30 protein-coding genes and 1 pseudogene are annotated in these 26,029 nt (G+C 67.2%); 15 read left to right on the plus strand and 16 right to left on the minus strand.

What is annotated here, in order from left to right; translation table 11 throughout:
- The 3 genes and pseudogenes from NUV79_RS21610 to NUV79_RS21620 form a co-directional block, all read right to left on the minus strand.
- Positions 1-1,116: pseudogene (locus NUV79_RS21610) on the minus strand (hypothetical protein); the annotation flags it as partial.
- 102 nt (positions 1,117-1,218) lie between these two features.
- Positions 1,219-2,985 carry an arginine--tRNA ligase gene (gene argS, locus NUV79_RS21615; RefSeq protein WP_257735133.1) on the minus strand — a complete coding sequence of 589 codons (1,767 nt, stop codon included), beginning with the start codon at positions 2,983-2,985 and terminating at the stop codon, positions 1,219-1,221.
- Between the two features lie 35 nt (positions 2,986-3,020).
- Positions 3,021-4,274 (minus strand): deoxyguanosinetriphosphate triphosphohydrolase, encoded by a 1,254-nt coding sequence (locus tag NUV79_RS21620; protein ID WP_257735134.1) that lies wholly within the window; start codon positions 4,272-4,274, stop codon positions 3,021-3,023.
- Between the two features lie 86 nt (positions 4,275-4,360).
- Between NUV79_RS21620 and NUV79_RS21625 the strand changes: the two genes are divergently transcribed.
- A complete protein-coding gene (locus tag NUV79_RS21625; RefSeq protein ID WP_257735135.1) occupies positions 4,361-4,711 on the plus strand; it encodes a HesB/IscA family protein in 351 nt (116 codons plus the stop codon).
- 36 nt (positions 4,712-4,747) lie between these two features.
- Here the strand turns inward: NUV79_RS21625 and NUV79_RS21630 are convergent, their stop codons facing one another.
- Positions 4,748-5,623, minus strand: a complete 876-nt coding sequence (locus tag NUV79_RS21630) for an HD-GYP domain-containing protein (protein WP_257735136.1) — start codon at positions 5,621-5,623, stop codon at positions 4,748-4,750.
- Between the two features lie 21 nt (positions 5,624-5,644).
- Here NUV79_RS21630 and NUV79_RS21635 point away from each other — a divergent pair, with 21 nt between their 5' ends.
- Positions 5,645-5,944 carry a hypothetical protein gene (locus tag NUV79_RS21635; protein ID WP_257735137.1) on the plus strand — a complete coding sequence of 100 codons (300 nt, stop codon included), beginning with the start codon at positions 5,645-5,647 and terminating at the stop codon, positions 5,942-5,944.
- Positions 5,945-6,019: 75 nt separating this feature from the next.
- Here the strand turns inward: NUV79_RS21635 and NUV79_RS21640 are convergent, their stop codons facing one another.
- Both NUV79_RS21640 and NUV79_RS21645 read right to left on the minus strand, forming a co-directional pair.
- Positions 6,020-6,571 carry a cold-shock protein gene (locus NUV79_RS21640; RefSeq protein ID WP_257735191.1) on the minus strand — a complete coding sequence of 184 codons (552 nt, stop codon included), beginning with the start codon at positions 6,569-6,571 and terminating at the stop codon, positions 6,020-6,022.
- A gap of 105 nt (positions 6,572-6,676) precedes the next feature.
- Complete coding sequence (locus tag NUV79_RS21645; RefSeq protein WP_257735138.1) at positions 6,677-6,838, minus strand: hypothetical protein; 162 nt, start codon at positions 6,836-6,838, stop codon at positions 6,677-6,679.
- Here NUV79_RS21645 and NUV79_RS21650 point away from each other — a divergent pair.
- Positions 6,837-7,466, plus strand: a complete 630-nt coding sequence (locus NUV79_RS21650; RefSeq protein ID WP_257735139.1) for a LysE family translocator — start codon at positions 6,837-6,839, stop codon at positions 7,464-7,466. The two genes, NUV79_RS21645 and NUV79_RS21650, sit on opposite strands and share 2 nt — an antisense overlap.
- On the opposite strand, the gene NUV79_RS21655 is transcribed toward NUV79_RS21650, so the two are convergent.
- Positions 7,463-8,218: an SIR2 family NAD-dependent protein deacylase gene (locus NUV79_RS21655; RefSeq protein WP_257735140.1), complete on the minus strand. Its 756-nt coding sequence runs from the start codon at positions 8,216-8,218 to the stop codon at positions 7,463-7,465. The genes NUV79_RS21650 and NUV79_RS21655 overlap by 4 nt on opposite strands.
- Positions 8,219-8,324: 106 nt before the next feature.
- Here NUV79_RS21655 and NUV79_RS21660 point away from each other — a divergent pair, with 106 nt between their 5' ends.
- On the plus strand, positions 8,325-9,509 hold the full coding sequence (locus NUV79_RS21660; RefSeq protein WP_257735141.1) for an aminotransferase: 1,185 nt from the start codon (positions 8,325-8,327) through the stop codon (positions 9,507-9,509).
- Between the two features lie 49 nt (positions 9,510-9,558).
- Here the strand turns inward: NUV79_RS21660 and NUV79_RS21665 are convergent, their stop codons facing one another.
- The gene (locus NUV79_RS21665; protein ID WP_257735142.1) at positions 9,559-9,951 is read right to left on the minus strand and encodes a hypothetical protein; all 393 of its coding nucleotides are present in this window, start codon (positions 9,949-9,951) and stop codon (positions 9,559-9,561) included.
- 211 nt (positions 9,952-10,162) lie between these two features.
- Between NUV79_RS21665 and NUV79_RS21670 the strand changes: the two genes are divergently transcribed.
- The gene (locus tag NUV79_RS21670) at positions 10,163-11,137 is read left to right on the plus strand and encodes a VOC family protein (protein WP_257735143.1); all 975 of its coding nucleotides are present in this window, start codon (positions 10,163-10,165) and stop codon (positions 11,135-11,137) included.
- Between the two features lie 18 nt (positions 11,138-11,155).
- Here NUV79_RS21670 and NUV79_RS21675 read toward each other — a convergent pair whose 3' ends face one another.
- Positions 11,156-12,685, minus strand: a complete 1,530-nt coding sequence (locus tag NUV79_RS21675) for a UxaA family hydrolase (RefSeq protein WP_257735144.1) — start codon at positions 12,683-12,685, stop codon at positions 11,156-11,158.
- A gap of 114 nt (positions 12,686-12,799) precedes the next feature.
- Positions 12,800-13,195: a hypothetical protein gene (locus NUV79_RS21680; protein WP_257735145.1), complete on the minus strand. Its 396-nt coding sequence runs from the start codon at positions 13,193-13,195 to the stop codon at positions 12,800-12,802.
- Positions 13,196-13,332: 137 nt separating this feature from the next.
- Here NUV79_RS21680 and NUV79_RS21685 point away from each other — a divergent pair, with 137 nt between their 5' ends.
- The 5 genes from NUV79_RS21685 to NUV79_RS21705 all read left to right on the plus strand — a co-directional run bounded on the left by NUV79_RS21685 (position 13,333) and on the right by NUV79_RS21705 (position 16,788).
- The gene (locus NUV79_RS21685) at positions 13,333-14,094 is read left to right on the plus strand and encodes a hypothetical protein (RefSeq protein ID WP_257735146.1); all 762 of its coding nucleotides are present in this window, start codon (positions 13,333-13,335) and stop codon (positions 14,092-14,094) included.
- Between the two features lie 134 nt (positions 14,095-14,228).
- A complete protein-coding gene (locus tag NUV79_RS21690; protein WP_257735147.1) occupies positions 14,229-14,933 on the plus strand; it encodes a L,D-transpeptidase in 705 nt (234 codons plus the stop codon).
- Positions 14,934-15,019: 86 nt separating this feature from the next.
- Complete coding sequence (locus NUV79_RS21695) at positions 15,020-15,340, plus strand: hypothetical protein (protein WP_257735148.1); 321 nt, start codon at positions 15,020-15,022, stop codon at positions 15,338-15,340.
- Positions 15,341-15,535: 195 nt separating this feature from the next.
- A complete protein-coding gene (locus NUV79_RS21700) occupies positions 15,536-16,237 on the plus strand; it encodes a L,D-transpeptidase family protein (RefSeq protein WP_257735149.1) in 702 nt (233 codons plus the stop codon).
- Positions 16,238-16,326: 89 nt separating this feature from the next.
- Positions 16,327-16,788: a GNAT family N-acetyltransferase gene (locus tag NUV79_RS21705; protein ID WP_257735150.1), complete on the plus strand. Its 462-nt coding sequence runs from the start codon at positions 16,327-16,329 to the stop codon at positions 16,786-16,788.
- A 32-nt stretch (positions 16,789-16,820) separates the two neighbouring features.
- Here NUV79_RS21705 and NUV79_RS21710 read toward each other — a convergent pair whose 3' ends face one another.
- The 3 genes from NUV79_RS21710 to NUV79_RS21720 all read right to left on the minus strand — a co-directional run bounded on the left by NUV79_RS21710 (position 16,821) and on the right by NUV79_RS21720 (position 18,549).
- Entirely contained in the window at positions 16,821-17,411 is a 591-nt protein-coding gene (locus tag NUV79_RS21710) for an SCO family protein (RefSeq protein WP_257735151.1), read from the minus strand.
- Entirely contained in the window at positions 17,405-17,989 is a 585-nt protein-coding gene (locus NUV79_RS21715) for a methyltransferase family protein (RefSeq protein ID WP_257735152.1), read from the minus strand. The genes NUV79_RS21710 and NUV79_RS21715 overlap by 7 nt, the downstream gene beginning before the upstream one ends.
- Before the next feature lie 212 nt (positions 17,990-18,201).
- Positions 18,202-18,549, minus strand: coding sequence for a phasin family protein (locus NUV79_RS21720; protein WP_257735153.1), 348 nt, complete (start codon positions 18,547-18,549; stop codon positions 18,202-18,204).
- A 332-nt stretch (positions 18,550-18,881) separates the two neighbouring features.
- Between NUV79_RS21720 and NUV79_RS21725 the strand changes: the two genes are divergently transcribed.
- Positions 18,882-20,492 (plus strand): serine hydrolase, encoded by a 1,611-nt coding sequence (locus tag NUV79_RS21725; RefSeq protein ID WP_257735154.1) that lies wholly within the window; start codon positions 18,882-18,884, stop codon positions 20,490-20,492.
- A 58-nt stretch (positions 20,493-20,550) separates the two neighbouring features.
- On the opposite strand, the gene NUV79_RS21730 is transcribed toward NUV79_RS21725, so the two are convergent.
- A complete protein-coding gene (locus NUV79_RS21730; RefSeq protein ID WP_257735155.1) occupies positions 20,551-21,270 on the minus strand; it encodes a DnaJ domain-containing protein in 720 nt (239 codons plus the stop codon).
- On the minus strand, positions 21,267-22,007 hold the full coding sequence (locus NUV79_RS21735) for a VWA domain-containing protein (protein ID WP_257735156.1): 741 nt from the start codon (positions 22,005-22,007) through the stop codon (positions 21,267-21,269). Before NUV79_RS21735 ends, NUV79_RS21730 begins: the two co-directional genes overlap by 4 nt.
- 94 nt (positions 22,008-22,101) lie before the next feature.
- Here NUV79_RS21735 and panC point away from each other — a divergent pair, with 94 nt between their 5' ends.
- Positions 22,102-22,950, plus strand: a complete 849-nt coding sequence (gene panC, locus NUV79_RS21740) for a pantoate--beta-alanine ligase (protein WP_257735157.1) — start codon at positions 22,102-22,104, stop codon at positions 22,948-22,950.
- Between the two features lie 327 nt (positions 22,951-23,277).
- On the opposite strand, the gene NUV79_RS21745 is transcribed toward panC, so the two are convergent.
- The gene (locus tag NUV79_RS21745) at positions 23,278-23,715 is read right to left on the minus strand and encodes a DUF1489 family protein (RefSeq protein WP_257735158.1); all 438 of its coding nucleotides are present in this window, start codon (positions 23,713-23,715) and stop codon (positions 23,278-23,280) included.
- A gap of 219 nt (positions 23,716-23,934) precedes the next feature.
- Here NUV79_RS21745 and NUV79_RS21750 point away from each other — a divergent pair, with 219 nt between their 5' ends.
- The 3 genes from NUV79_RS21750 to NUV79_RS21760 all read left to right on the plus strand — a co-directional run bounded on the left by NUV79_RS21750 (position 23,935) and on the right by NUV79_RS21760 (position 26,019).
- Entirely contained in the window at positions 23,935-24,702 is a 768-nt protein-coding gene (locus NUV79_RS21750; protein ID WP_257735159.1) for an SDR family oxidoreductase, read from the plus strand.
- Entirely contained in the window at positions 24,699-25,547 is an 849-nt protein-coding gene (locus tag NUV79_RS21755) for an aminoglycoside phosphotransferase family protein (RefSeq protein ID WP_257735160.1), read from the plus strand. Before NUV79_RS21750 ends, NUV79_RS21755 begins: the two co-directional genes overlap by 4 nt.
- Positions 25,548-25,698: 151 nt before the next feature.
- Entirely contained in the window at positions 25,699-26,019 is a 321-nt protein-coding gene (locus NUV79_RS21760) for a hypothetical protein (protein WP_257735161.1), read from the plus strand.
- Positions 26,020-26,029: the final 10 nt, after the last annotated feature.

The raw sequence follows: 26,029 nt of genomic DNA on the forward strand, positions 1-26,029 counted from the left end.
AGGCGCCGAGCCGGTCGCGATCGGCTGGTTCGCGTCGACGGCGACGGGAGCCTGGGCCGGCGTGCCATCGGGGCGGATCGAGACGGTGCGGACCTTGCGCGGCTCGCCAAGCCCCGGCACCGGCGGCATCGGGGTCAGGCCCGGCTCCGGCGGAGCAATGCTGCGCTCGGGCGCGCTCGGAGCAGCGGCAAGCGCCGTGCTGGCACCGGCGACCACGCGCGGCGGCATCGAGCGCGCAGCCTGCTGGACGTCGACCGGCTGCTCCTCGTTGTTCACGACCTTGCTCTGTGCCTGCGGGGCGTCAGGGCTGCGCTCATAGATCTGCTTGTTCTGGTTGGGAATCTCGGCACCGCCGGGATTGGCGGGCGCGACCTTGACCGGGCCGGCATCGGCCGCGATCACCGGAGGCTGACCATCCTTTGTCGCGGAGCCGCCACGCAGGGTGAAGGCGGCACCGACACCGACGAGGCCGACAGCGATGACGGCTGCGGCGGCCCAGAGCCCCTTGCGCGAACGGCGCGGCTCCAGATCGGGCATATCGTCTTCGCCATATTCCGGCGCCGGCATCGCCTGCTGGGCGTGGCCGTAATCATAAGCGGGCGCCTGATCCTCATAGGAGGCTGGCGCGTGACGCGAGGGCGCTCCCTCGTCCAGATCGCGCGGCTGGGCCGCGCCCTGCATCGTGGCCGGGCGGGCATAGGGCAGCGGCTCGGGCAGATCGAAATCGGGCTCGAAATCGCGCTGGACCGCCGGCTGCCCCGGGGCCGGCGCAGGCGCAGGCGCTTCCGCACGACGCGGCTCGGTGCGGCGCAGCAGTGCCTCGAACTCGTCGAGCGCGCCGCGCATTTCGGCGGGCGGCTGGCTCGTTTCGGGAACGGCCGGCGCGGGCTGCGGCGGCACGACCTCGAAGCTCGGCTCCTGGCGCATCGCAGGGCGCGGTGGCTGGCGCCGCTCGGCGAAGATATCCTTGAGCGGATCGTCCTGCCCGACGATGCGGGTCAGTTCCGCAAGCGGGTCGGCCTGCTGCCCCGGGCGGGGCGCCTGCCCTGCTCCGCGCAGCTGGCGCTCGAGATCTTCAAGATCGAGCGCGAAACGGTTCCTAGCTGGCTCACTCATGGTACGATCCATTCCAGCACAAGCCGCCTCCTCCTATGGAAGAACCGGGAACTCTGTGCGGTCAACCTGACCTTGTGCGCGCCGCCGGAAAAGCCTTTTCCGTCAGCGCATCTCTTCCGGCGCCGCAACTCCGGCGACAGCCAGACCGGAAGCAAGGACGCTGCGCACCGCGTGCACGAACGCCAATCTCGCCAAGGTCGACTTTCGATCAGTTTGATTAACGAACCGTAATTGCGGCGAGTCTTTGCCCTTGTTCCAGAGCGAGTGGAAGGCGCTCGCCAGTTCGTGCACGAAGAATGCCACGCGATGCGGCTCGTGAGCCGCGGCAGCGCCCTCGATGATTCGCGGATAGGAAGCGAGCATCTTGACGATGCCGATTTCCGCCTCGTCGACCAGGATCGAGAGGTCGGCCCCGGCCAGCGCCGGCGTCGACAGGTCGAGATCGGGGAACGCCTCGCGCGCCTGCCGGAAGATCGAGGCGCAGCGCGCATGCGCGTACTGGACGTAGAAGACCGGGTTGTCCTTCGACTGCTCGACCACCTTGCCGAGATCGAAATCCAGCGTCGCATCGTTCTTGCGGAAGATCATCATGAAGCGCACCGCATCGCGGCCGACCTCGTCGATGACCTCGCGCAGCGTGACGAAATCGCCCGAGCGCTTCGACATGCGCACCTGCTCGCCGTTCCGCAGCAGCCGCACGAGCTGACAGAGCTTGACGTCAAGGGAGCCCTGCCCGCCCGTCACCGCTTTCACCGCCGCCTGCATGCGCTTGACATAGCCGCCATGGTCGGCGCCCCAGACGTCGATCATCTCGGGGAAGCCGCGCATGAACTTGGAGCGGTGATAGGCGATGTCATTGGCGAAATAGGTATAGCTGCCATCCGACTTCAGCAGCGGCCGGTCGACATCGTCGCCGAACTTGGTGGCCCGGAACAGGGTCTGCTCGCGATCCTCCCAGTCCTCGTCCTTCTGGCCCTTCGGCGGCGGCAGGCGGCCTTCATAGACGAGGTCGCGGGCGCGCAGGTCCTCGATGGTCTGGTGCACGGCGTTGGAATTGCCGTCCCGTCCCTGCAGCGAACGCTCCGAGAAGAACAGCTCGTGGACGACGCCGAGCGCGGCGAGATCGTCGCGGATCATCGCCATCATGCCGTCGATCGCTGCCTGCCGGACGAGCGGAAGCCAGTCCCATTCGGCCTTGTCACGGAGCGCCGGCCCATATTGCTCGGCGAGCGCCTTGCCGACCGAGACCAGATAATCGCCGGGATAGAGCCCCTCGGGGATCGCGCCGATATCCTCGCCCAGCGCCTCGCGATAGCGCAGGAAGGCGGAGCGGGCGAGCACGTCGACCTGCGCACCGGCATCGTTGATGTAGTATTCGCGGGTGACGTCATGGCCGGCGAAGGCGAGCAGGCTCGCCAGCGCATCGCCAAACACCGCGCCGCGGCCATGGCCGACATGCATCGGCCCGGTCGGGTTGGCCGAGACATACTCGACATTGACCTTCGGCTCGGGCTTGGGCGCGCCGCGCCCGTAATCCAGCCCCGCCTCGATCGCCGCCTTCAGAACCGCCGTGAACACGGCCGGCTGCAGCGTGAGGTTGATGAAGCCGGGGCCGGCGATCTCGGCCTTGGTGATCTCCGGGTCCTTGGACAGCTCCTCGACCAGCAGCGCGGCAAGCGCGCGCGGGTTGGTGCCAGCATCCTTGGCGAGGACCATCGCGGCATTGGTGGCGAGATCGCCATGGGCCGGATCCTTGGTCGGCTCGACCACGACGCGTGCGAGATTGAGGCCGGCCGGGAGCGCGCCTCGCTCGGCAAGAGCCGAGAGCGCGGTGTGAAGACGGGCGGAATAGATCTCGAACAGGTTCATTGCGGCCACGATTGCGGATGGAAAGCCGCCCGGCCCTATCGCAGCGAGGGGGTGGCGTCAAACAGGCGGCGGTGCTCGTCGAGCGCGTACCAGTCCGTCATCCCCGCGATATAGTCGGCGATACGGCGCGCGCGACGATGCTCGTCGAGCGGATCGCAGCCCGCCGCCCACTCCTCCGGCATCGCCGCCGGATCGGCGCTGAAGCGCTGGAACAGCTCGCGCACCACCTGCGCCGCATCGGCCCGGATCGGCGCGATGCGCGGGTGGCGGTACATATTGGGATAGAGGAAGCCCTTGATGTCGCGGTCGGCCTTCTCGATCACGGGGGAGAAGGCGATGACGGGAGCATCCGCCCGCCGGATCGCATCGGCATCTTCGGGCATCAGGGCCGTGAGGCGCCGCTGCGATTCCGCGATCACGTCTTCGACGAAGCGCGTGATGACCCGCCGTACCAGCTCGTTGGTGGCGCGCGCCCGCTCCAGCCCAGGATGGCGCCGCTCGATCTCGTCGAGCAGTTCGGCCAGAAACGGCACGGCCCGGAGCTCGGCATGGCCGAACAGCCCGGCCCGCAGGCCGTCATCGATATCGTGGGCGTTATAGGCGATGTCGTCGGCCAAAGCCGCGGCCTGCGCCTCGGCCGAGGCATAGCTGTCGAGCCAGAGGTCCTGACGCTCCTGATATTCGACGATCGCGATGGGAATGCCGCTCCTGGCATAGCGCGCTGTCGGCCGGCCCTCATGGTCGAGCAGCGGGCCGTTATGCTTGACGAGGCCCTCGAGCGTCTCCCAGCTCAGGTTGAGCCCGTCGAAATCGGCATAGCGCCGCTCCAGCCGCGTCACGATCCTGAGCGTCTGGGCATTGTGGTCGAAGCCGCCGAACCCGGCCATGCATTCTTCCAGCGCGTCCTCGCCGGTATGGCCGAAGGGCGTGTGGCCAAGGTCATGCGCCAGCGCCAGCGCCTCCGCCAGATCCTCGTCCAGGCCGAGCGCGCGCGCCAGGGCACGGGCGATCTGCGCCACCTCGATCGTATGGGTCAGGCGCGTGCGGTAATGGTCGCCCTCATGCGAGACGAAGACCTGCGTCTTGTGCTTCAGCCGGCGGAAGGCGGTCGAATGGATGATGCGGTCGCGGTCCCGCTGGAACTCGCCGCGCGTCGCCGAGGCCGGTTCCGCGACCAGCCGGCCACGACTCGTCGTCGAGCGGCAGGCATAGGGCGCGCGCCAGCGCTCCCCCGGCTCGGTGCCGGGCGCGAAGGAAAAGCCGGAAGACTGGCTCTGTGGATGCGGCATGGCTGCCCCGTCGCGCGCCTGTCCTTGTGGAGGCGCTGCCGGGCCATTACCTTCCCGGGTAACCAGGGCGCAAGGAGCATCTGCCCATGTCGATCGATCTTGCGGTCAACCCGCGCGGCATCGCGGTCACCGCGAATGCCGCCAAACGGATTATCTCGGTGATGGCGCAGGAGCCGCCGGGCTCGATGCTGCGCGTCAGCGTGGCCGGCGGCGGCTGCTCCGGCTTCCAGTACATCTTCGACGTCGATCGGGAGAGGGCGGCTGACGATCTCGTCATCGAACGCGACGGCGCGACCGTCCTGATCGACGAGACCTCGCTCGACCTGCTCGAAGGCTGCACGATCGATTTCGTCGACGACCTGATCGGCCAGTCCTTCCGCATCACCAATCCGAACGCGACCAGTTCCTGCGGCTGCGGAACGTCCTTCGCGGTCTAAAGCTCCCGCAAGCCAGCGTTACCCGCCCGCCCGCTCTCAGGCGGCATTCCCGGTTGCGCGCTTCAGGATCGGTTTCCCGTACTGGCCAAGCCGGGCGATCTCGGAGTCGAGAACGACCTCGCCGAAGACCCTCACGAGATCGCGGTCGAGCTTCCCGCCCATCGCGACGAGCGTCGCATAGGCATCGCCCGGTGGCATCGGCGGCTTGTAGCTGCGTCGCTCGATCAGCGCGGCATAGACGTCGCAAATGGTGATGATCCGCACGGAATCGGGAATGCCGCCGCCGCTGAGCCCGTGCGGATAGCCCGAGCCGTCGAGGTATTCGTGATGCGAGAGCACTGCGGAAAGAACCAGCGGCGCGAATCCTCCCTGCGCGACCAGCATGTCGTGCCCGATACCGGGATGCTCGCGCATGACCTCACGCTCCTCCGGCGAAAGGCCTGCAGGCTTGCGCAGGATATCGAGGGGAATCCGGGCCTTGCCGATATCGTGCAGGACAGCCGCCTCGGCGATCAGCCGCCGGTCGGCCTCGCGGAAGCCGAGCCGCTGGGCGAAAGCAGCGGCCAGCCCTGAGACGAGCAGGCAATGCTGGTACGTGGCATCGTCGTGCCGCCACACCATGTCGAGCCAGGCGTTGAGATCGCCGCCATCGGCCGCGCGGTTGAGGGCAGTGACGCTGTCCTCGATCGCCTTCATCGGCAATCCGGCGCCGGACTGAGCCGCCGCCATCAGATCGGAGAGCGCTGCCGAGGCCGCTACGAAGCGCTTCCCAAGCGCGGCCGCAGCATCGGACTGGCCGGACGGGGCCAGCAGGAGCCCGACCTTGTCGAGCAACACGGCGGTGGGGACATCGGCCGGCATGATTTCCGTCGCACCGAGCGCATTGGCCTGAATCTGGCAACGGCTCGACATGTCGCGGAGCAGGAAGATGCAATGCACACCGGCATGCAGACGCGGCGCGAGTGCCGCACGCGCCGCCTCGATGCTCGATCGTTCGGAGAGGTCGACATCGACGACGAGAAGGCCGGCGCCTTCATGCGGGGCATCCCCGCCACCGCCAGGCGACAGCACTGCGCACGGACCCCAGACCGAGAGAATCCGCTGCAGCGCCTGACGGCGTTCGTCGTGATCACTGAGCAGAAAAACGATGACGCGGCCTCCGAAGGAGCCAACATCTCAAAACCGCGCGGATTGATGAACCGTAAAGCTGGCCGCGAATACTACGGCCGATAATGAACAAAAAATGAGCAAGAAAACATCGCTCAGGAAAAGACCGAGGAAGCGGCTGCAGCCTCGATCTCTTCGCGTTCAGTGCGCCGCCGTTGCGGCCACGCCCTGCTCCAGATGAATCTCGGCGGCCATCAGGCCCTTCGGTCCCGGTCCGTAGCGCACCAGAACCGTCTGCCCCGGCACCAGCTCGACGAGGCCGTAACGGCGCAGCGTCTCCATATGCACGAAGATGTCGGGCGCACCTTCCCCCTTCGAGACGAAGCCGAAACCGCGCAGGCGGTTGAACCACTTCACCACCATGCGCTCAAGCCCGCTCGTTGGCGAAACCGCGACATTGGTGCGCGCCATCGGCATCTCGGACGGGTGGCGGCCGGAAGAGGTATCGATCGAGAGCACGCGCACGGCCTGGCGGCCCCGCGCCTTCTCGACGGCTTCAAGCACGATGCGAGCCCCTTCCGCTATCGTATTGAATCCATCGCGCTTCAGGATCGTGACATGGAGCAGAACGTCGGCGCCTCCTGCCTCCGGCACGACGAAGCCGTAACCCTTGGAGACATCGAACCACTTGACGTAGCCGGTAACCTCGACCGGCACCTCCGTCGCGTGGCTGCTCGGCCCATCGAGCCGCATGACACGATTGAGTGACTGGATGGGACCCATCGGTGGCCGCCCGCTCTCACCGAATTCGTCGGACATGTGCCGCTCACCCCCACGCGCAACGCTTGATTCGTGCTGTTACGATACCATTGCTGCCGATTCAGGATACAGCCCCGAAAAATTCGTCCACATCATCCGGCGCTCGGACAGCCGGGCAACGCGGCCCGTCGGCGAAAGCATGACGGCCAAGGCCAGGGCCATGGCATGATGCCGGAACGCCATATCAGCGGGATTCGCCATGCTCGACCTGTCCACGCTCGCGCTCTTCACCGCCGCCGCGGCGGTTCTGACAGCCACACCCGGCCCCGACATGCTGCTGATCGCCTCGCGCAGCCTGAGTCAGGGCAGGATGGCCGGCCTCCTCACCTATGCCGGCATCGCGATCGGCAGCTATCTCCAGGCCTTCGCGGCGGCTTTCGGCCTGTCCCAGCTCTTCATCCTCGTGCCCACGGCCTATGACGCGCTGCGCTGGGTCGGCGCCGCCTACCTCGCCTATCTCGCCTGGACGACCTTGCGCGCACAGACACCACTCTTCGCGCCGGGTCGCGTCGCCACTGTCGCCTTGCGCCGCATCTTCCTGCAGGGGCTCTGGACCAACCTGCTGAACCCGAAGATGGCGCTGTTCATGCTCGCGCTGCTGCCGCAGTTCCTGAAGCCGGAACTGGGCTCGATCGCGCTTCAGGTCATCGTCCTCGCGACGATCCTGAACGTCATGGGCCTGCTGATGAACGGTATCGTCATCCTCGCAGCGAGCCGCATCGGCCAGGCGTTGGCCAGCCGGCCGGCGCTGGCGCGCCTGCCACAAAGGCTGATGGGTGCGGTCTTCGGCGGCCTCGCGATCAGGCTGGCGCTCGCCTCGCGCGACTAACCGGACAACGCTCCCAATACAGCCCCGCTCTCGGCGCGGATGACGAGATCGGCGATCGGGTCGAGCTCCGTCGGCTCGCGGTTGAGGATGACGAGCTTCGCGCCCTGCCGCTTGGCGATCACCGGCAGGGTCGCCGCCGGAAAGACCACGAGCGACGAGCCGACGACCAGGAACAGGTCGCATTCCAGCGCGAGCCCCTGCGCCCGCTTCATCGCCTCCTGCGGCATGGCCTGCCCGAAGGAGATCGTCGCGGATTTCACCGGCCCGGCGCAGATCATGCACGCGGGCGGTTCGCCGGTGGCCTCGAAGACCGGCCGGATCGCAGCCAGTTCATGCCGCCAGCCACAGGTCAGGCAGGTCGCATAGGTGCCGTTGCCATGCAGTTCGATCACCTTGTCCTCGGGCACGCCGGAGGCCTGGTGCAGGCCGTCGATATTCTGGGTGACGATGGCCGGCGAACGCCCCTCTGCCACCAGCCGGGCGAGCGCCCGGTGGCCGCTATTCGGCTCAGCACCGCGATAATGATCGTCCATCGTGAACTTGCGGCGCCAGGCCTCGATCCGGACCTCGCGGCTCTCGACGAAGGCGTCGTAGGGGATCGGCTTGTTGACCATCCAGGGCGATCCCGGCGTGCGGAAATCCGGCACGCCCGATTCCGTCGAGATGCCGGCGCCGGTGAAGCTGACGATGCTGTCCGCCTCGTCGAGCAGCTCCTGCAGGGCGGCGATGGCATCCTCGGTCTCGTCCTGCATGAACCCGCCCGCTCGCTGGATTGGAAGTGCTCCAGATATGGCGCGGGTTTGCTGCGCTTCCAAGGCGATTGACGCAAAGCCACGCACGCCGCAAACCAGTGAGACCATGCCGACGACCGCCACCGCCTCGCTCAATCCCGATCTCATCGATACCGGCACGCCGCCGATCCCGGAGGCGCAAGGCTGGGCGCGCGCCTATGGCGGCGCTCGCGGCCCGCTGATCGACCTCTCGCAGGCTGTGCCCGGCGCCCCGCCCCCAGTGGCCCTGCTTGAAAAGCTCGCAGCGGCCGCGGCCGAACCCGGCAGCACGCGCTATGGTGGCATCACCGGCGATGCGCCCTTGCGCGAGGCTTATGCCACGGAGATCTCGCGCATCTACGGCACGGCCTTCAAGCCGGCCGAGGTCGCGATCACCTCGGGCTGCAACCAGGCCTATGTCGTGACCATGATGGCGCTGGCGCGGGCCGGCGACAACGTCCTGCTGCCGACGCCCTGGTATTTCAACCACGAGATGACGCTGACGATGCTCGGCGTCGAGGCCCGCCCGCTGCCTTGCGCGCCGGAAGCCGGCTTCGTGCCGGATGCCGCGACCGCCGAGGCGCTGATCGATGAGCGCACCCGCGCCATCGTCCTGGTAACCCCGAACAACCCGACCGGCGCGGTCTATCCGCCGCAGACCATCGCGGCCTTCGCCGCGCTCTGCGCAAGGCGCGGCATCTGGCTCGTGCTGGACGAGACCTACCGCGATTTCCTGCCCGCCGACATTGCGAAGCCACATGAGGTCTTCACGACAACGAGCTGGCAGGATTCGGTGATCGGCCTCTACAGCTTCTCGAAAGCCTATGCGATTCCGGGCTGGCGCCTCGGCGCGATCACGGCCGGCGAGCCGGCGCTCGCCCAGATCGGCAAGGTGCTCGACTGCGTCCAGATCAGCCCGGTTCGAGCAGGCCAGGCCGCGGTCACCTGGGGCATCGACGGCATTCGCGACTGGCGCGAGCGCAACCGCGCCGAGATCAACGCCCGCGCCGATCTCTTCCGCAAGGCGATGGCGCCGCTGAACGGCTGGCGCGTGCTCTCGGCCGGCGCATACTTCGCCTATGTCGCCCATCCCTTCGAGGGGGTTCCGGCAGCAGAGGTGGCGCGCCGCCTCGTCGAGGATTGCGGCGTGCTCGCCTTGCCCGGCCCCTATTTCGGCCCCGGGCAGGAGAACCACCTGCGCATCGCCATCGCGAATGTCGCGGCCGACAGGATCGAAGGCCTGCGCGAGCGGCTGACGGGGTTTTCGATCTGAAGTCTCCCGCACGTCACACCCGGTCCTGAGCCGGGAATGACGCCTGATCCTACCGGAAGAGTTCCGCGTAGCGGTCGCGATAGGCCCAGACCAGCATCGCGCCCAGCACGACGAGGATGATCGCGACCGGCAGGCCCTGCGGGTTGATCGTGGCATGGAACAGCACGATCACCGCCATCACGGGTGCGATCAGCGCGAGACCGAAGGCCGGCACGACATTCGCGATCAGGCTGAGCGCGCCGGTCAGGTTGATCGCCTTGATGAAGGGCCAGATGAAGCCGGAATCCTGCAGGGCGGTCTCGAAGACGACGCCGCGCGGGCTGGTCGGCGGGTGGATCAGGTTCGCGCCCGTGGCGAGCCACCAGAAGCCATCGACGGCGCTGATCAGGAAGATCACCCCGAGCAGGACGCGCGGGATGGTGACGAGGAAGAAGGTCTTCATGGAGATCCGAACCGATGGAAGAAGCGCTCCGGGGTCGCTGGCAACCAGCTTCGGAGCCACCCTTGGTCGCGGCGAGGTTCGTTTGGGTTCAATCGGCACAGGGAGAATTCTGGTGCGCTCAGCACAGTCGCCCACGGGCTTGTGAGATGCGTCGGCGCCTTCTTCCCTTCATGACGGCAGCAGCAGCCACGCCGAACTCATGCCTCGACCGATGAACAGCCCCCAGACCCGCCGTTTCCTGCTGCAGCTCGCCGGAGCGGCTTCGCTTGCAGGCGCCGCCAGCCTCGCCGCCCGCGCCGAGGGCGGCCCCGTTGCCGCGCCGTCCGCCGGGCCGGGCTTCGCCAGCAAGACGCCGATCCGGATCGGGGCAGCCGCGCTCAAGGTTCGCGATATCGAGCGGATGACGAGCTATTACCGCGACGTCATCGGCCTTTCCGTGCTGGCGCGTGGAGCCGCCTCCGTCACGCTCGGCACCAGCGAGGGTGCCCTTCTGACGCTGGAGCCGAAGCCGGGCGCTGCCCTTGAGCCGCCGACGGCCGCCGGCCTCTTCCACATCGCCTTCCTGATGCCGAGCCGGCGGGATCTCGCGCGCTGGCTGGTCCATGTCGCGCGCAACCAGACCCCGCTGACCGGCTTCGCCGACCACAGCGTCAGCGAGGCCGTCTATCTCAACGACCCCGAGGGCAACGGCCTCGAGGTCTATGCCGACCGCCCGGCCGAGAACTGGCGCTGGGACAACGGGCGCGTGGTGATGGGCACGCATCGGCTCGATGTCGACGACATCCTGTCGCTGACGAATACAGCCATCACCGACTATGCCAAGGCGCCGGACGGGCTTCGCATCGGGCATATCCATCTGCGCGTCGGCGATGTCGACGCCGGCGACAGGTTCTACAAGGACCTGCTGGGCTTGGCCCCGACCAGCCGGCGCGACACGGCGAGCTTCCTGTCCTCAGGCGGCTATCATCATCATCTCGCGCTCAACACCTGGAACAGCGCTGGCGCCGGCCGGCGCGACGAGACCAGCACCGGGCTCGCCTGGTTCTCGCTGATGACGCAAAAGCCGGAATTGATGGCTGCGCAGGCCGAACGCCTCGCTAGCGCGAAGCTCGCGGCCGCGCCAATCGCCGGCGGGTTCGAGAGCCTCGACCCATGGGGCACGCGCGTCAGGCTGCTGCAGGGCTGAAACCGCCCTGCCCGCCTCTCACATCGTCGCGCCGATCTGCCAGGGCACGTATTCGGCGTCGCCATAGCCGAGCTCTTCGGACTTGGAGCGCTCGCCCGAGGCGACCTTGAGCAGCTTGTCGAAGATCTCGCGACCCTTCTGCTCCAGCGAGACGCCGTCGAGCACGTCGCCGCAATTGATGTCCATGTCGTCGATCATCTTCTCGTAGATCGGCGTATTGGTCGCGAGCTTGACCGAGGGCGTCGGCTTGCAGCCATAGGCCGAGCCGCGCCCGGTCGTGAAGGCGAGGATGTTCGAGCCACCAGCCACCTGCCCGGTCGCCGCGACGGGGTCGTAGCCGGGCGTGTCCATGTAGACGAAGCCCTTCTCCTTCACCGGCTCGGCATAGTGGTAGACCGCCGAGAGCGTCTTGGTGCCGCCCTTGGCCGCCGCGCCGAGCGACTTCTCCAGGATGGTGGTGAGCCCGCCCGCCTTGTTCCCCGGCGAGGGGTTGTTGTTCATGCTCATCCGGGCGCGCTCGGTATAATCCTCCCACCACTTGATGATGCCGACGAGCTTCTCGCCGACCTCGCGCGTCGCGGCGCGGCGCGTCAGCAGATGCTCGGCGCCATAAATCTCGGGCGTCTCGGAGAGGATCGCCGTGCCGCCATGCTCGACCAGGATATCGACGGCCGCGCCCAGCGCCGGATTGGCGGTGATGCCGGAATAGCCGTCCGAGCCGCCGCACTGCAAAGCCAACATCAATTCGGAAGCCGGCACGGTCTCGCGTACCGCCTTATTGGCGATCGGCAGCATCACCTTCAGCGCATCGATACCGGCGGCGACGGCCTTCTTGGTGCCGCCGGTTTCCTGGATCGTCAGCGTGCGGAAGACGTCGCTCTCGCTGATCCCATAGGCTTCCTTCATGCGGCTGATCTGGAAGCCCTCGCAGCCGAGCCCGACGACCAGCACCGCCGCCATGTTCGGGTTGCAGGCATAGCCCCAGGTGGTGCGCTTCAGCACCTCGAAGCTCTCGCCATTGTAGTCGATGCCGCAGCCGGTGCCGTGGGTCAGCGCGATCACGCCGTCGACATTGGGGTAATCTGCGAGCAGGCCGGAGCGCTTGACCTCCTCGGCCATGAAGCGCGCGGCCGAGGCCGAGCAGTTCACCGAGGTCAGGATGCCCACATAATTGCGCGTGCCGGCCTTGCCGTTGGCGCGGCGGAAGCCCTCGAAGGTCGCCTGCTGCTCGACGGGCAGCACGAATTCAGGCTTGGCCTCGGCGGCAAAGGCGTAGTCGCGGTCGAAGGCATGGAAGCCGGTATTGTGCTCATGCACCCAGTCGCCGGGCACAATATCGGCCGTGGCGAAACCGATGATCTGGCCGAACTTGCGGATCGGCTGATCCTTGGCGATCGGCACGATCGCCATCTTGTGCCCGCGCGGGATGCGCTTCAGCGCCTCGACACCCGCGGCGGTCACGCCGAGATCGACGGGATCGACGGCGACGACGACATTGTCGGCGGCGTTGAGCTTGAGCGTGCGGGGCGGCGCGGACTTGTCGAGCATGGCGGGAACCGAAATCTCCGGGCACCGCGACGGCGGCGCGCACCCCTAGAGATGCGCCCAACCGGCGCTGTTTTCAATCGGTTCAAATGAGGAAACGGCCATGCGCCGGTTGAGCTAGTAGTCCAGGTGCGCGCTCAGGCCTGCGCGAATGTCGCCCATCGTCCGCGAGCGCAGATAGGCATGCAGGGCGAGCGGTGCCCGGAAGCCGAGCTTGCCGCCCTTGTCCCAGACGGTGACGACCACGCCCTTCAATCCGGCATTCTCGGCTGATTGCCCGATACGGTCGATGATCTTCTGCTGCGCGCTCCGGCACAGATCGGAGAACGAGGCCTCGACCGGCACGATCACCATGTCGGACTGGCGATCGCGCGCGAAGGCGACATTGAATGCTTCCATGGCCCCTTCCCCTGTCATGGCGCCGCGCGTTTTCGCGCTTATCCGAGCCGCCATGTTCACGCATTGATAACCCAAGATCGCTCGAACCTCCTCATCCAAATGACGGAGGGTCATCCCTGCCTCCGGCCCATTGCGGGCATGTGGGGATCGACGGAATCATCCAGCAGCAGCCGGCGCAGCGCGAACCGCGACACCGATGACGATCAGGGAAGCATAGGACGATGCCAAGGGCCTTCAATCGAGCGGAGATCATGTCCATCGAGCCGGAGGAACGCCTCGTCGTGCTGGCGCGAACCCTGGGCGCCCGGTCCGTAGCAGCCGCGGAGACGCTGGAACAGGCGGCGCAGGCGTGGAGGCACTTCGGCGAGACCTGCCTGGGTCGCGCCCTCTACCGCCATCACGCGATCTTCAAAAGCCAATCCGCCGCCCCGGTCTGGAGCCATGCCGACTTCATCTATTTTCGAGACATCGTTCCAGGCGATGCCATCGCTGAGCTCGTCCACGCCCCGCAGCCATCCGGCCTGCATCTGCTCAGGGCGGAAATCCTCGTCACGACGCCCGCTTCCTTCGTCTTTCCGCGTGGTTGGGCCGGATCGTCTCACCGGCCGCATCGCAAACCGTCGATCGAGTATCTCGACGTCGCCCCAGCTCATCTCCGCGACTATCGCGAGATCATGCGCCGCTATATCGGCCCCGCCGCGGCGAAGCTCGTCGCCATGGGAAAGCTCGGGACGTTCAGGACGATGGAGACGGCCGCCGTCCTGTTCGAAAACCCTTCGCTTCGCACGACATGGAACCAGATCCACCTGAGCGAGGTGGATGCCGAAGGGTTTCAAGGGTTTGGACAGGAGCTCGACGCGGCTCTGCGCGAGATCGCTCCGGATGGCGGCTTTGCCGAGCTCTTCGCCGGGCTCGACGGGATGCGGACCATCCCCCGCTGGACGCTGAACGATGCCGTACTGGAGGACGACGCTGCCCTCGGTGAATTGAGCACCGCCGGGGCGCCCCGTTGAACCGGGCGGCAACGGAGCATCTGCGCCCGGCCCAGCTGCATTTCCAGTTCATTAAAACCGCGCGAAACGGGAGTTCACGCGACAGTAACCATCCAAGCCGATGTATCTCCTCAGGCCTTCCCGAGAGATACCCTATGCTGACCCGCCGCTCGTTTACCTTTCCCGCCCTGTCCATCGCGGCAGCGGGCCTGGCCGGATGCGGTTCGCGAAGCATCGTCGCGCTACCGGAGATCGGCTCGGCCCCGAAGGGCCTGACGACCCGCACGCTCGCCCGTCCCAACTATGCCGAGGTCTATACCGAATATCCCGGCGAGCGCTTCCCGATCATGGCGATCGACTACCAGCGCATCGATTCCCGCTATCTCCGGCAGACAGTCGAATTTCCGCGCGACGACAAGCCCGGCTCGATCGTGGTCGACCCCGCCGGCTACCATCTCTACTTCGTCGAGTCCCCGCGCGTCGCGACCCGCTACGGCGTTGGCGTCGGTCGCGAGGGCTTCGGCTGGTCCGGCGCGGCCCGGATCAACATGAAGCGCGACTGGGCTGACTGGGTTCCGCCCCCGGAGATGATCGCGCGTGATCCCGCGATCAGGGCCCAGCTCGAGCAGACGCCGCGCGGGCTCGGCGTGCGCGGCGGCTCGAAAAGCCCGCTCGGCGCGCGCACGCTCTACCTCTTCGGCGAGGGCCGCGATCTCGGCTACCGCATTCACGGCACATTCGAGCCCTACACGGTCGGCACCAACGTCTCATCAGGCTGCATCCGGATGATCAATCAGGACATCGCCCATCTGTACGCGCGCGTCGCGCCCGGCACCCCGGTGACCGTTCTGCCCGTGTGATCTCGCCAGATGAACGTCAGCCAACAGACCGGTTCAGGTTTCGTTGAGGTGCCGCGTGGTTTGATCGCCATCGAAAGGAGTTTGCCATGCGCAAGCTGTTGATTTTTGCCGCGATTGCTGTCGGGAGCGCGCTCGCCGCACCGGCCATGGCCTCCGAGGCCCTGCCGAAGGCTCTGGCCGAGCGCCTCGACAAGGCGCCGGCCGAATATTCCTGGTCGGCTGCGGCCGAGCGTCGGCACATGATCATGGAAGAGACCATGCGCCAGCAGCGCTATGGCCGTGGTGGTGGCTACGGCCCGCCGCGGGGCTATGGTCCGCCGCGCGGTTATGGCTACAGCCCTGGTCCGGGCTGGGGCCCGCCGCCGCCGCGTTATTATCCGCCTCCGCCGCCTCCGGGCTGGTGGTGATCGCAAGAGCGACGGGCAACCGTCGCTCTTTTTTCGCTTGCGCCTCGCGCCTTTGGCGCGGAGCAGGTCCCACGACGAAGGCTGGCGCTTGCCAGCCCGGCCCTCTGGCGGCAATCTCCGCCCGGCTATCGAGTTCAACGCGTGCATGCCGGAGCGAGGCCTCGCCGGGCAGCAGGACATGGGAAATACCCGATCATGATCATTGACGGTAGGAATGCCGGTGCCGGTGAGATGGCTTCGCTCGGGCGCCGGTCGGGGCTTGTGAATCGCCGCTCGTTCCTGGTCGGCTCGGCGGTCGGCATCGGCGCGCTTGGCCTCGGCGGCTGCGCTGCGACCGACGGCATGAGCCTCGCCGAGGCACAGCAGGTCTATGGGCCGGTGCCCGACAAGAAATTCGCGATTCCCGCCGCCGACGTCACCAAGGTCGATCCGAAATACTGGCGCCGCACCGTCCGCTACGAGACCAGGGAAGCGCCGGGCACGATCATCGTCGATCCCGCCAACTACTACGTCTATCGTATCGAGGAAGGCGGTAACGCCACCCGCTACGGCGCCAATGTCGGCCGCGACGGCTTCCGCTGGAATGGCGACGCCTATGTCGGCCGCAAGTCGGAATGGGCGACCTGGACCCCGCCGCCGGAAATGATCAAGCGCCAGCCCGAAGCAGCGAAATATGCCCGCGGCATGCCCGGCGGCCTCGAGAACCCGCTCGGCGCCCGCACGCTCCATCTCTACCAGAACGGCAAATACACGCTCTACACGATCTATGCGTCGAGCGATGAGGAATCGATCGGCTCCGGCATCACCAGCGGCTGCGTCGGCCTGCTCAGCCAGGACATGATCGACCTCTACGACCAGACGCCGGTCAAGACGAAGGTCGTGGTTCTGCCGGCCTGAGCCGAGGCGCCAGCGGCGTGCTGCCCTATCGAACCCCGGCCCTCGGCCGGGGTTTTTCATGAGCGGCCGGATCGTCTATCCCTGCTGGCATGACCGAACTCGTCATCCGCGCTGCGGAGCAGGCCGACCTGCCTGCGCTTCAGGACCTCTATCGCCATCTCCTCCCCGAGGATGAGCGCTGCCCGGACGGCAAGGCTGCAGCGATTCTCGAAAACCTGCGGAGCTTCGAAGGCAGCGCCGTCCTGATCGGCCTCCTCGGCAACGACCTCGTCGCGAGCTGTACCGTGATCGTCATCCCGAACCTGACGCGCGGTGGGACGCCCTATGCGCTGATCGAGAACGTCGTAACAGATACTCGCCACCGCAACCGGGGGCTCGGAAAGGCGATCCTGAAGACTGCCGTGGATCGCGCCTGGGCAGCCGGCTGCTACAAGGCGATGCTGATGACGGGCTCGAGGAAGCCGTCCACGCTCGCGTTCTACGAGGCCGCCGGCTTCGAGCAGTCCAAGACCGGCTTTCAGGCGAGGCGGCTCCCCACCCGCGCGGAGTAAGGCGCGAACCGCATTCCTTCGCAGCGTCCCACCTAACGCAGCATCATCCGCAGCTTGGCGAGCGCCGATGAATCGGCCTCGTGATAGTCGATCATCGTGCGGAAGGCGCCGTCGCCGGTCATCAGATAGACATTGGCGGTATGGTCCATGGTGTAGCCACCATCGGCCGGGACCTTCTTCGCATAGGCCTTGAAGGCGCCAGGCACCGCATCGACCTGCGCCTGCGAGCCGGTGAGACCGACCACACCCGGATCGAAGGATTGCAGATAAAGCGCGAGCTGCGCCGGCGTATCGCGCTCCGGATCGACCGTGATCAGCAGGATCTTCAGCCGTGCCGCATCGGCACCGAGCTGCCGGGTCAGGCCGCCCAGCCGGAGGAGCGTGGTCGGACAGACCTCCGGGCAATGCGTGAAGCCGAAGAAAACGGCGAGCGGGCTGCCGCGGAAATCGGCGTCGGTCACCGCCTTGCCGGTATGGTCGACCAGAGAGAACGGGCCGCCGATCGCGGCCACCTGTTCCGTCCGCGACCGATCCGCCAGCCACCAGCCCATCAGGATCGAGGTCGAGACGAAGCCGACGATCAGGACGAGCGTCCAGGCGGCGTAGCGCAGGAATTTCAGCATGTCCGGCCGATCCAGCGGTTCACCCGGCGCTGATACGCGAGATAGCGCGCGCCGAGATCGCGGCGCAGCACGCCCTCCTCGATCCGCACCTGCAAGGCTATCGCCACCAAGACCGCGAGCGCAAATGCCAGCTCGACCAGCTCCGGCCGGACAAGGAACAGGCCGATAAACAGCAATGTCTGACCGACAAAGGCCGGATTCCGCGAGAAGGCGAAGGGACCGGAGGCGACGATGGCGCCGCTCTCGCCCTCAGCCGCGCCGATCCGCCATGAGCGCCCCATATGCATCTGGGCCCAGAGCGCCAGGGTCGCGCCGACGACCGCGAGCGCCAGGCCGGGAACACCGGAAAACCGGCCGAACGGCGTCTCACCACCCAGCCAGGCGCGAACAGGCGGCCAGAGCACGCTTCCGGCAAAGCCGAGCTTGAACAGGAGCGCGGGCAGGCGCTGCGATCGGCTGCCGCGCGTGAAGATCCAGACGGACTGGCCGCTCGCGCGCACCTGCTTCAGCGACAGAAACAGGAAGGCTCCGACATAGACCAGCGTGACCAGATAGGCGGCAATCTCTGTGTTGGACACGTTCGGCCTCCAGCGCGAAACAGCATCGAGACCTCTCGTCTACAAGCTGAAGTCACTAGAGCTTCAAGCCCCAATTGGCGGCGGCGCTCAATGCCGCCGGATGCGGCAGGTCCTCGGGGGCCGTCCAAAGAAAAACCCCGGCCTCGCGGCCGGGGTTCGCAAACGCAACTGAACTCACAGGGCTTCGGCAGCCGGTCGGCTGCCGGCCGAAATCACGCCTTCGGGGCGGTCGGGACAGCCTTGGCAACGATGCCCTCGAACGGCTTGTAGGCGTCCTTGGCGAGAGCGGTGTAGAGCTCGCCCATCTTGGTGAGCTGGGCAACGGCGCCCTCGAACGAGGTCTTGATGAAGTCGGCCTGGATCTCCAGGGCCTTGTCGAAGGTCTTCACGCCAGCGAGCTTCTCGAGCGTGGCGGTGCCGGCCTCGAAGGACTTCTTGGCATAATCGGTGGTCTCGACGGCGATCGCCTGCACGCCCTTCGAGGTGGTGCCGAAAGCCTTCAGAGCGGCGTCGACGTTGTCCTTGGAAGCCTTCTGGATGGTCTCGAACTGCTGGATCATGGGTCGTCTCCTGGCACTCTGCGGTGCCGCCTCAGGTGAATGGGCCAGGATGGCCCGATACGCTGCCCCAAGGTCGTGTGAACGTGATCACCACCGGGGACTGCCTGCATATTGTGCATTGCAACATGAATGTCAAGAGAACGCTGCAATGCACCAAACGCAGATCGTTCCACTGGCAACCGTTCAAGTTTTAACGGCTCCGTAACCGCAACCGCCTAACCTCTCCAACTGTGTCCCCTGCGCCACGATGAGCCAGGCGCGGGATCGGCCCATGGTTGTGTGTTCGAGGCGGGTTCATGTTGTCTGGTTGCGTTGGGTTGCGGCGGCCGCGTTTGCGGGCTGTCGCCGGTCTGATCGGTGTCGTTGCCGTAGCGGCCACGATCGCTTCCTCCCCCGCCGAGGCGCGCAAGCGCCGTCATGCCGGCGGTGGCGGCTACACTCCCCCCTATGCCGCAATGGTGGTCGATGCGAAGACCGGCCGCACCTTGCATGCGGTCAACGAGGATGCTGCGCGCATCCCGGCCTCGCTGACCAAGGTCATGACGCTCTACATGCTGTTCGAGCAGATGGAGCGCGGCCGCTTCACCATGGATTCCGAGCTCAAGGTCTCGTCCTATGCGGCCTCGCAGCCGCCGACCAAGCTCGGCCTGCGCGCGGGCTCGACCATCGCGGTCGAGGACGCCATCAAGAGCATGATCACCCTTTCGGCCAACGACTCCTCCGTCGTCGTCGCCGAGAACATCGCCGGCTCCGAGGAGGCCTTCGCCGAGCAGATGACGCGCAAGGCGCGCTCGCTCGGCATGGGCTCGACCCGGTTCTACAACCCGCACGGCCTGCCGCATTCCCCGCCGAACCTGACGACGGCGCGCGACCTCACCATTCTCGCCCGCGCCATCCAGGAGCGCTTCCCGAAATACTACCCGCTGTTCTCGATGCGCGCCTTCCAGTACGGCAGCCGCACGATCCGCGGGCATAACCGCCTGCTCGGCAAGGTCGAGGGCGTGGACGGCATCAAGACCGGCTACACCCGCGCCTCCGGCTTCAACCTGATGACCTCGGCCAAGTCGGAAGGCCGCCATGTCGTCTCGATCGTGCTCGGCGGCCGTTCCGGCGCCTCGCGCGACAAGATCATGACGGATCTCGTGCTCGCCAGCCTGCCGCGCGCCTCGACCAGCGGCCGCTCGTCGGTGATGGTCGCCGAGGCCCCGGAGCCGGAAGAGCGTCCGCGTTCGGTCCAGCAGGCAGCCGCCGCAGAGCCCGCGCCGATCCCGGTGCCGCGCCCGCGCCAGCAGCCGCAGGTTGAGGAGCAGCCCGCTCTCCCGGCCGCCGCCCGCGCCTATGCCCCGATGCCGACCACGACGCCGATCGCGCCGCCGCGTCCGATCTCCGTCGGCGCCCAGCCCGTCCAGCTGTCCGGCATGCGCCCGGTCGCCGCGACCACCACGCCGTCGGCCATGCGCTGGTCGATCGGCGCCCAGCCGGCCGATGCCAAGGTCCTGCGCCCGCCGGCGAATGTCGACGTCACCTCCTCGATCGCCAGGGCGCCCGAGCCCGTCGCCGAGCCGGTGAAGGTTGCCGAGGCCAAGATCGACGTTCCCGCCGCCCCGGTCGCCCGCAAGGTCGAGGCCGCCCCCGCCAAGGTCCAGGCGCCGGAGCCCGCTCCTGCGATGTCGCATCAGGCTGCGATCGTCGCCTCCGGCAAATGGGTGATCCAGCTCGGCGCCACCGATGACGAAGGCAAGGCCAAGGAAATCCTGGCCCGCGCCAAGGCCAGGGCCTCCGGCTCGCTCGCCAGCGCCTCGGGCTTCACCGAGAAGGTCGCGAAGGGCGGCTCCACCCTCTTCCGCGCCCGCTTCGCCGGCTTCGACGACTCGAAGGGTGCGCAGAACGCCTGCAACCAGCTGAAGCGCGGCGGCTTCTCCTGCTTCGCCACCCGCAGCTGACCAGGGACCCGGGAAAGGAGTTCACGACATGTCGCAGACCCACTCCCCGACCCCTTCGCTAGCGCTGCTTCAGAAGGACGTCCTTGGCCTGGTTGACGCGAGCGGCAAGGCCGCTGGTGCCCCCGGCATCCGGGTGGATGCGCTTCATCAGGGCCCGATGGGCTTCGCGGACCGCCTCCTCGCCCGCCCCCGGCTGAAGCCCCAGGATATCGTAGGCCTCCTGCTGCGTCATCGCGCCCGCGCCCGGCGCGCCGCGCTGCCCCGCGTCGCCATCACGCTGAGCGTCTTCACGCCAGCCGGGCGTCCTGCGGTCGAGATATGCCTCTAGAAGCCGGGCTCCGTCCGGATCGCGCGTGAGGCAGTCGCGCATCAGCGCGGCAAGCTCGGGCATATCGAGGCTGTCGAGCGCCCGCCCGGCATAGGGGCCGGCCGTGACGCTGCCGGCCATGCCCCCGCTGTCATGATCCAGCTCCATCTCCAGCAGGACCGACTTGACCTTGGAGGTCGCGCCCGGCGTCGGACCGGAGCGATCGGCCCAGGGGAAGCGGATGCCGCCCGGCCCGGTCGCGCTCCAGCCGAGCAGCCAGGCGCCGATGCCGCCTAGGAAGATGGCCATATCCATCCGGCCGCGCACCATCAACAGCCCGGCGACGCCGAGCGCGGCCACGCCGCCACCGGTCTTCGCCAGTCGCGCCAGAACCTTGGGATTGGCCCCGGCGAAGAGCTTCGCCAGCCACCAGATCAGGATCAGCACGGCAACGCCGTAAAGCAGGCTCACCGCTGCCCTCCATCCATCGCGGCGATCAGTCCCTTCACCGCCGGGGTCGATCCCGCCAGTCTGAGCATCGCCCCGCGCCCGCCGGCCGCATAGGCCGCCGCGCCGCGCAGGAGATCGAGCAGGGAAGCCGGCGCATTCACATCGAACCGGGCATGGGCACCGCCGGTCAAACGCGCGATCGTGGCGAAGGCGCCGCTCGCCGCCGGGTCATGCCCCTCCTGGAAGACGAAGCCGCGGATGCCGCGCAGGCCAAGCTCGCCGGCGAGTGCCGCCAGCGCATCGACATCCTCTTCCATCGCATCGCCGACATAGACGAAGGCGCGCACCGGCACGGCCTTGGCCTCGTCGCGGACATGGCGCAGCACGCGGGCGATCTGGGTCTGGCCGCCCTCGCAAGCGATTCCGCGCATCAGCCCGGTCAGGCGGGCCGGCTCGCCGACCCAGCCCGAGGCCCTGCACTCACCGATCCCCCGGAAATAGACGAGCTGCACCGCCAGTCCGCCGCTTTGCGATGTGACGTCGAACATCCGGGCCTGCAGCGAACAGGCGAGGTCCCAGGTTGGCTGCCGGCTCATCGTGGCGTCGAGCGCGAAGACGAGCCGCCCGGCCTGCCCCGTCGCCAATGGTGCGAGCTGCTTCGCCGCCCCGAGAAAACGGTCGATCTCGCCCGGCTGCGAATGCGTTGCCGGTGCGGTTGTTCCCGCCTTGCCGACGGCCCGATCCTTCTTCTCGCTCATCGACCCCTTCGACCCGCCTGAATCATCCCTTTGTCCAAGATATTGGCCATGGCGGCGGCATTTGCTACCCGTGCGGCGAACGGAGGGCGCGCAAGTGACTGGAATCACGGTTTTCGAGACGGTCGCCGCGATGCGCGAAGCCGTCGCCGGCTGGCATGCCGCCGGCGAGAAGGTCGCGCTGGTGCCGACCATGGGCGCGCTGCACGAGGGCCATATCGCGCTGGTCACAGAGGGCCAGCGCCATGCGAAGCGGGTGATCGTCACGATCTTCGTCAACCCGACGCAGTTCGCGCCGCATGAGGATTTCAAGAAATATCCGCGCACCTTTGACGACGATTGCGCCAAGCTCGTCGCGGCCGGCGCCGACGCCGTGTTCTTCCCCTCGGTCGAGGAGATGTACCCGGCCGGCTTCGCGACGCGCGTGCTGCTGCTCGGCCCGGCCGCCGTCGGGTTGGAGGACCGTTTCCGCCCCACGCATTTCGAGGGCGTCGCGACGGTCTGCTGCAAGCTCTTCACGCAATCGCGCGCCGATTACGCGATCTTCGGCGAGAAGGACTATCAGCAGCTCAAGGTCGTGACCCGCATGGCGGCCGATCTCGATCTCGGCATCAGGATCATCCCGCTGGCGACGATCCGCGAGGCGGACGGCCTCGCTATGTCCTCACGCAACCGCTACCTCTCGGACGAGCACCGGGCGCTCGCACCGCTGCTCCAGCGCGTGATGCAGGCGCTCGCCGCGCGCATCCGCAACCGCGACGACCTGTTCAAGGCGGTCGCTGACGCGCAGAACGAGATCATCGGCGCCGGCTTCGAGCTCGACTATCTCGAAGCGCGCCACGCCGAGACGCTGGCGCCGGTCGCCTCGCTGGCGGACGGCCCGATCCGGCTGATCCTTGCGGCCCGCATCGGCAGCACGCGGCTGCTTGACAATATTCCGGTGTGAGCCGGAGCCGCTCGCTCACCGCATCGCCAGCGTCAAAGCGCGTTTCTTCGAGGTCTGACGGCGCCCAGCGGCTACGCGCCGCGCAAGCTGAGGGCGGCTCAATCCGGCCAGGCGGCGGCCGTGCATGTCCACGCCATATGTCAGGCGGGCATCGAGCCGCTTGGCCAACGAGCGGATGAAAGCAAAGATCCTCAACATGATAGGTCACTCTGATGCGATCCAGCCGGAATGACCGGTTGCGCCAGAGGATGTGAGGTCACGCCCATAGGCTATCGATTGGAAGCGATGCCCGCTGGCATTAAAATGTCGTAGGCGAAAGCGGCAGCGCTACAGCAGCCCCAGCCCCGCCAGCTCGCGCCGCAACTCCTCCGGCATCTCGCCGACATCGCCACCATGCTCGGAGAGGTCGCGCGGCGCGTCCTTGACCTGCAGATAGCGCCAGCCCTGGAAAGGGCGGAACGGCCGCGGCTCGACCGGCACCACCACCGGTTCCATCACCAGATGGCAACGGCCGATGCCCTCGCCATCGGTGAAGGGCCTGATATCGGTGAGGCGCTGGCGCGCCGAGATCTGGCCCTTGATCACCCAGTAGAGCGAGCCGCCATCGAGGATTTCCTCGATCTTCTTCGGCACCATGCGCGTGGTGTGCAATTGCTCGGCCGGCTCGCCGCGGGCGCGGCGCTGCGCCTGACGCTCAGCGATCCAGTCCTCGAGATCGCTGATCGATTCGGCGCCGACGCAGAGCTTGAGCAGATGAAGGGGCATGGCCGCAAAATAGGCCTCGGAACGCCAGCCGGCCAGCCTCCCCGCCTATTCTCCACAGCCCGGCGTCAACCGCGCGTCTCCGACACGCCGATGATGGGGTGCATATCGAAAATGTCGCCGCAGAAAGGTTTGGCCTGCCCCGGCGCGGCGGTTAGCATGTTCGCCACGACACGCTTCACCGTCATGCTCATTTCCTCGACAGGCTACGGACGTTCCATCATGCGCGGACTTGCAGGCAAGGTCATTCTCGTCACCGGTTCCTCGACCGGCATTGGCTTCGCGATGGCCGAGCGCCTCGTCGCCGAGGGCGCGAAGGTGCTGATCCATGGCCGCGACGCGGCGGAAGTCGATGCGGCCGTCGCGAAGCTCGGCACCGCGACGGCCGGCGCGACCGGCGATCTCGCCGAGCCCGCGACTGCGCAGGCAATCGTCGATGCCACCGTCGCCGCCTTTGGCCGCATCGACGGGCTCGTCAACAATGCCGGCATCTATCCGCGCGGCATCCTGGCCGAGACCACCGCCACCTTCTTCGACCATATGTTCGCGATCAATACCCGCGCGCCCCTGCTTTGCGCCGAGGCCGCGATCCGCGCCTTCCGCGCCCAAAAATCGCCCGGCGCCATCGTCACCGTCGGCTCGATCAACGCCTATTGCGGCCTCTCGAACCTCACGGTGTATTCGATGTCGAAGGGCGCGCTGATGACGATGACGCGCAATCTCGCCAACACGCTCGGCCCCGAACGCATCCGTGCCAACCAGCTCAATGTCGGCTGGACCTGGACCGCCAACGAGGACGCGACGCAGCAGCGCGAGGGCCGCAAGCCCGGCTGGCAGAACCATCTGCCGCTGCGCGACGCCCCGACCGGCCGGATCATGCAGCCGGAGGAGATCGCCGCCCACACCGCCTTCTGGCTCTCGGAGGACAGCGCGCCGGTCTCCGGCCAGATCTACGAGGCCGAGCAGTTCCCCGTTGTCGGGCGCGGATGAGCGGGATTTCCGGAGACGTCTTCCAGCCCTGGCTTACCCGCTGGGGTCTCGTCGTGGACGGCGAGCCGATCAGGACCCATGCCAGCCACCTGCTGCCCGTCCTGCAAGGCGGCGCGCCGGCCGTGCTCAAGCTGCCCGAGGTCGAGGACGAGCGTCGTGGCTACCTGCCGCTGGAATACTGGAACGGCGACGGCGCCGCCCGCCTGCTCGCCCGCAGCGAAAACGGCGAGGCGATGCTGATCGAGCGCGCTACCGGCCACCGCTCACTCGCCGCCATGGCGCGCAGCGGCGACAAGGGCGACGACGACGCCACCGCCGTCCTCTGCGACGCCATCGCAGGTCTACAGAAGCCGCGCGGCCCGGCTCCCAACGGGCTGATCCCGCTCGACACCTGGTTCAAGGACCTGTTTCCGGCGGCGGGAAAGCATGGCGACCTGCTCATCCACGCCGCAGCAGAGGCGAGCGCGCTGCTGCCGGTCCAGCAGGAGATCATGCCGCTCCATGCCGACCTGCATCACGACAATGTCCTCGATTTCGGGGCGCGCGGCTGGCTCGCCATCGATCCGAAATCGGTGATCGGCGACCGCGCCTTTGAATACACGATCCTGTTCTGCGACCCCGACCTTGCCGATCCCCAGCCGCCGGTCGCCGTCGCGCCCGGCGCCTTCGAGCGGCGGCTGGAGATCGTGCTGGCGAAATCGGGGCTGGAGCGAAAGCGCCTGCTGCGCTGGATCGTCGCCTGGTGCGGATTGTCGGCGAGCTGGTTCCTGGAAGACGACGACCCGCTGGCAACGGTCAATCTCGCTGTCGCCGAACGGGCGCTTGCCGCATTGGACGCGCCGTAGCCGCCGTTCTCGAGTGAACCGAAATCTCAGCAAGCACCCGTAAGCGATTCCCCTGATTCGACGAATCAACGCCGCGCTCCGAGCTGTTGACGCCCGATACCGTCCCCATATGATGCCGCCACAACGAAGCGTAACGGGCTGGGGAACTTCAATGCGCGCGGTGATCTTGACTGCCGCGGCTCTGCTGAGTGCCGCTGGCCTGGCGAAAGCTGAAGAAAAGCCTGTTCCGGGAGCCGAGCTTCAGAGGGTTGTCGTCGGCAAGTCCGTCAGCATCGGTTCCGCATCGGCTCATTACGGCAAGGACGGGCGGTACAGCTTCAACGGCGGCAATTTCGGCAAGTACAAGATCCAGAATGGACGCATCTGCGTCGATTTCGACGCAGGCGCGTCGCGCTGCGACAAGATCGTCAAGGATGCCGGTAACTATTACCTGATCGATGGACGCGGCGTACGCTTCCGGTTCAGGCCCTGAGAGCCGCCCA

The organism is Allobosea sp. 47.2.35, assembly GCF_024655635.1.
Lineage (GTDB): Bacteria > Pseudomonadota > Alphaproteobacteria > Rhizobiales > Beijerinckiaceae > Allobosea.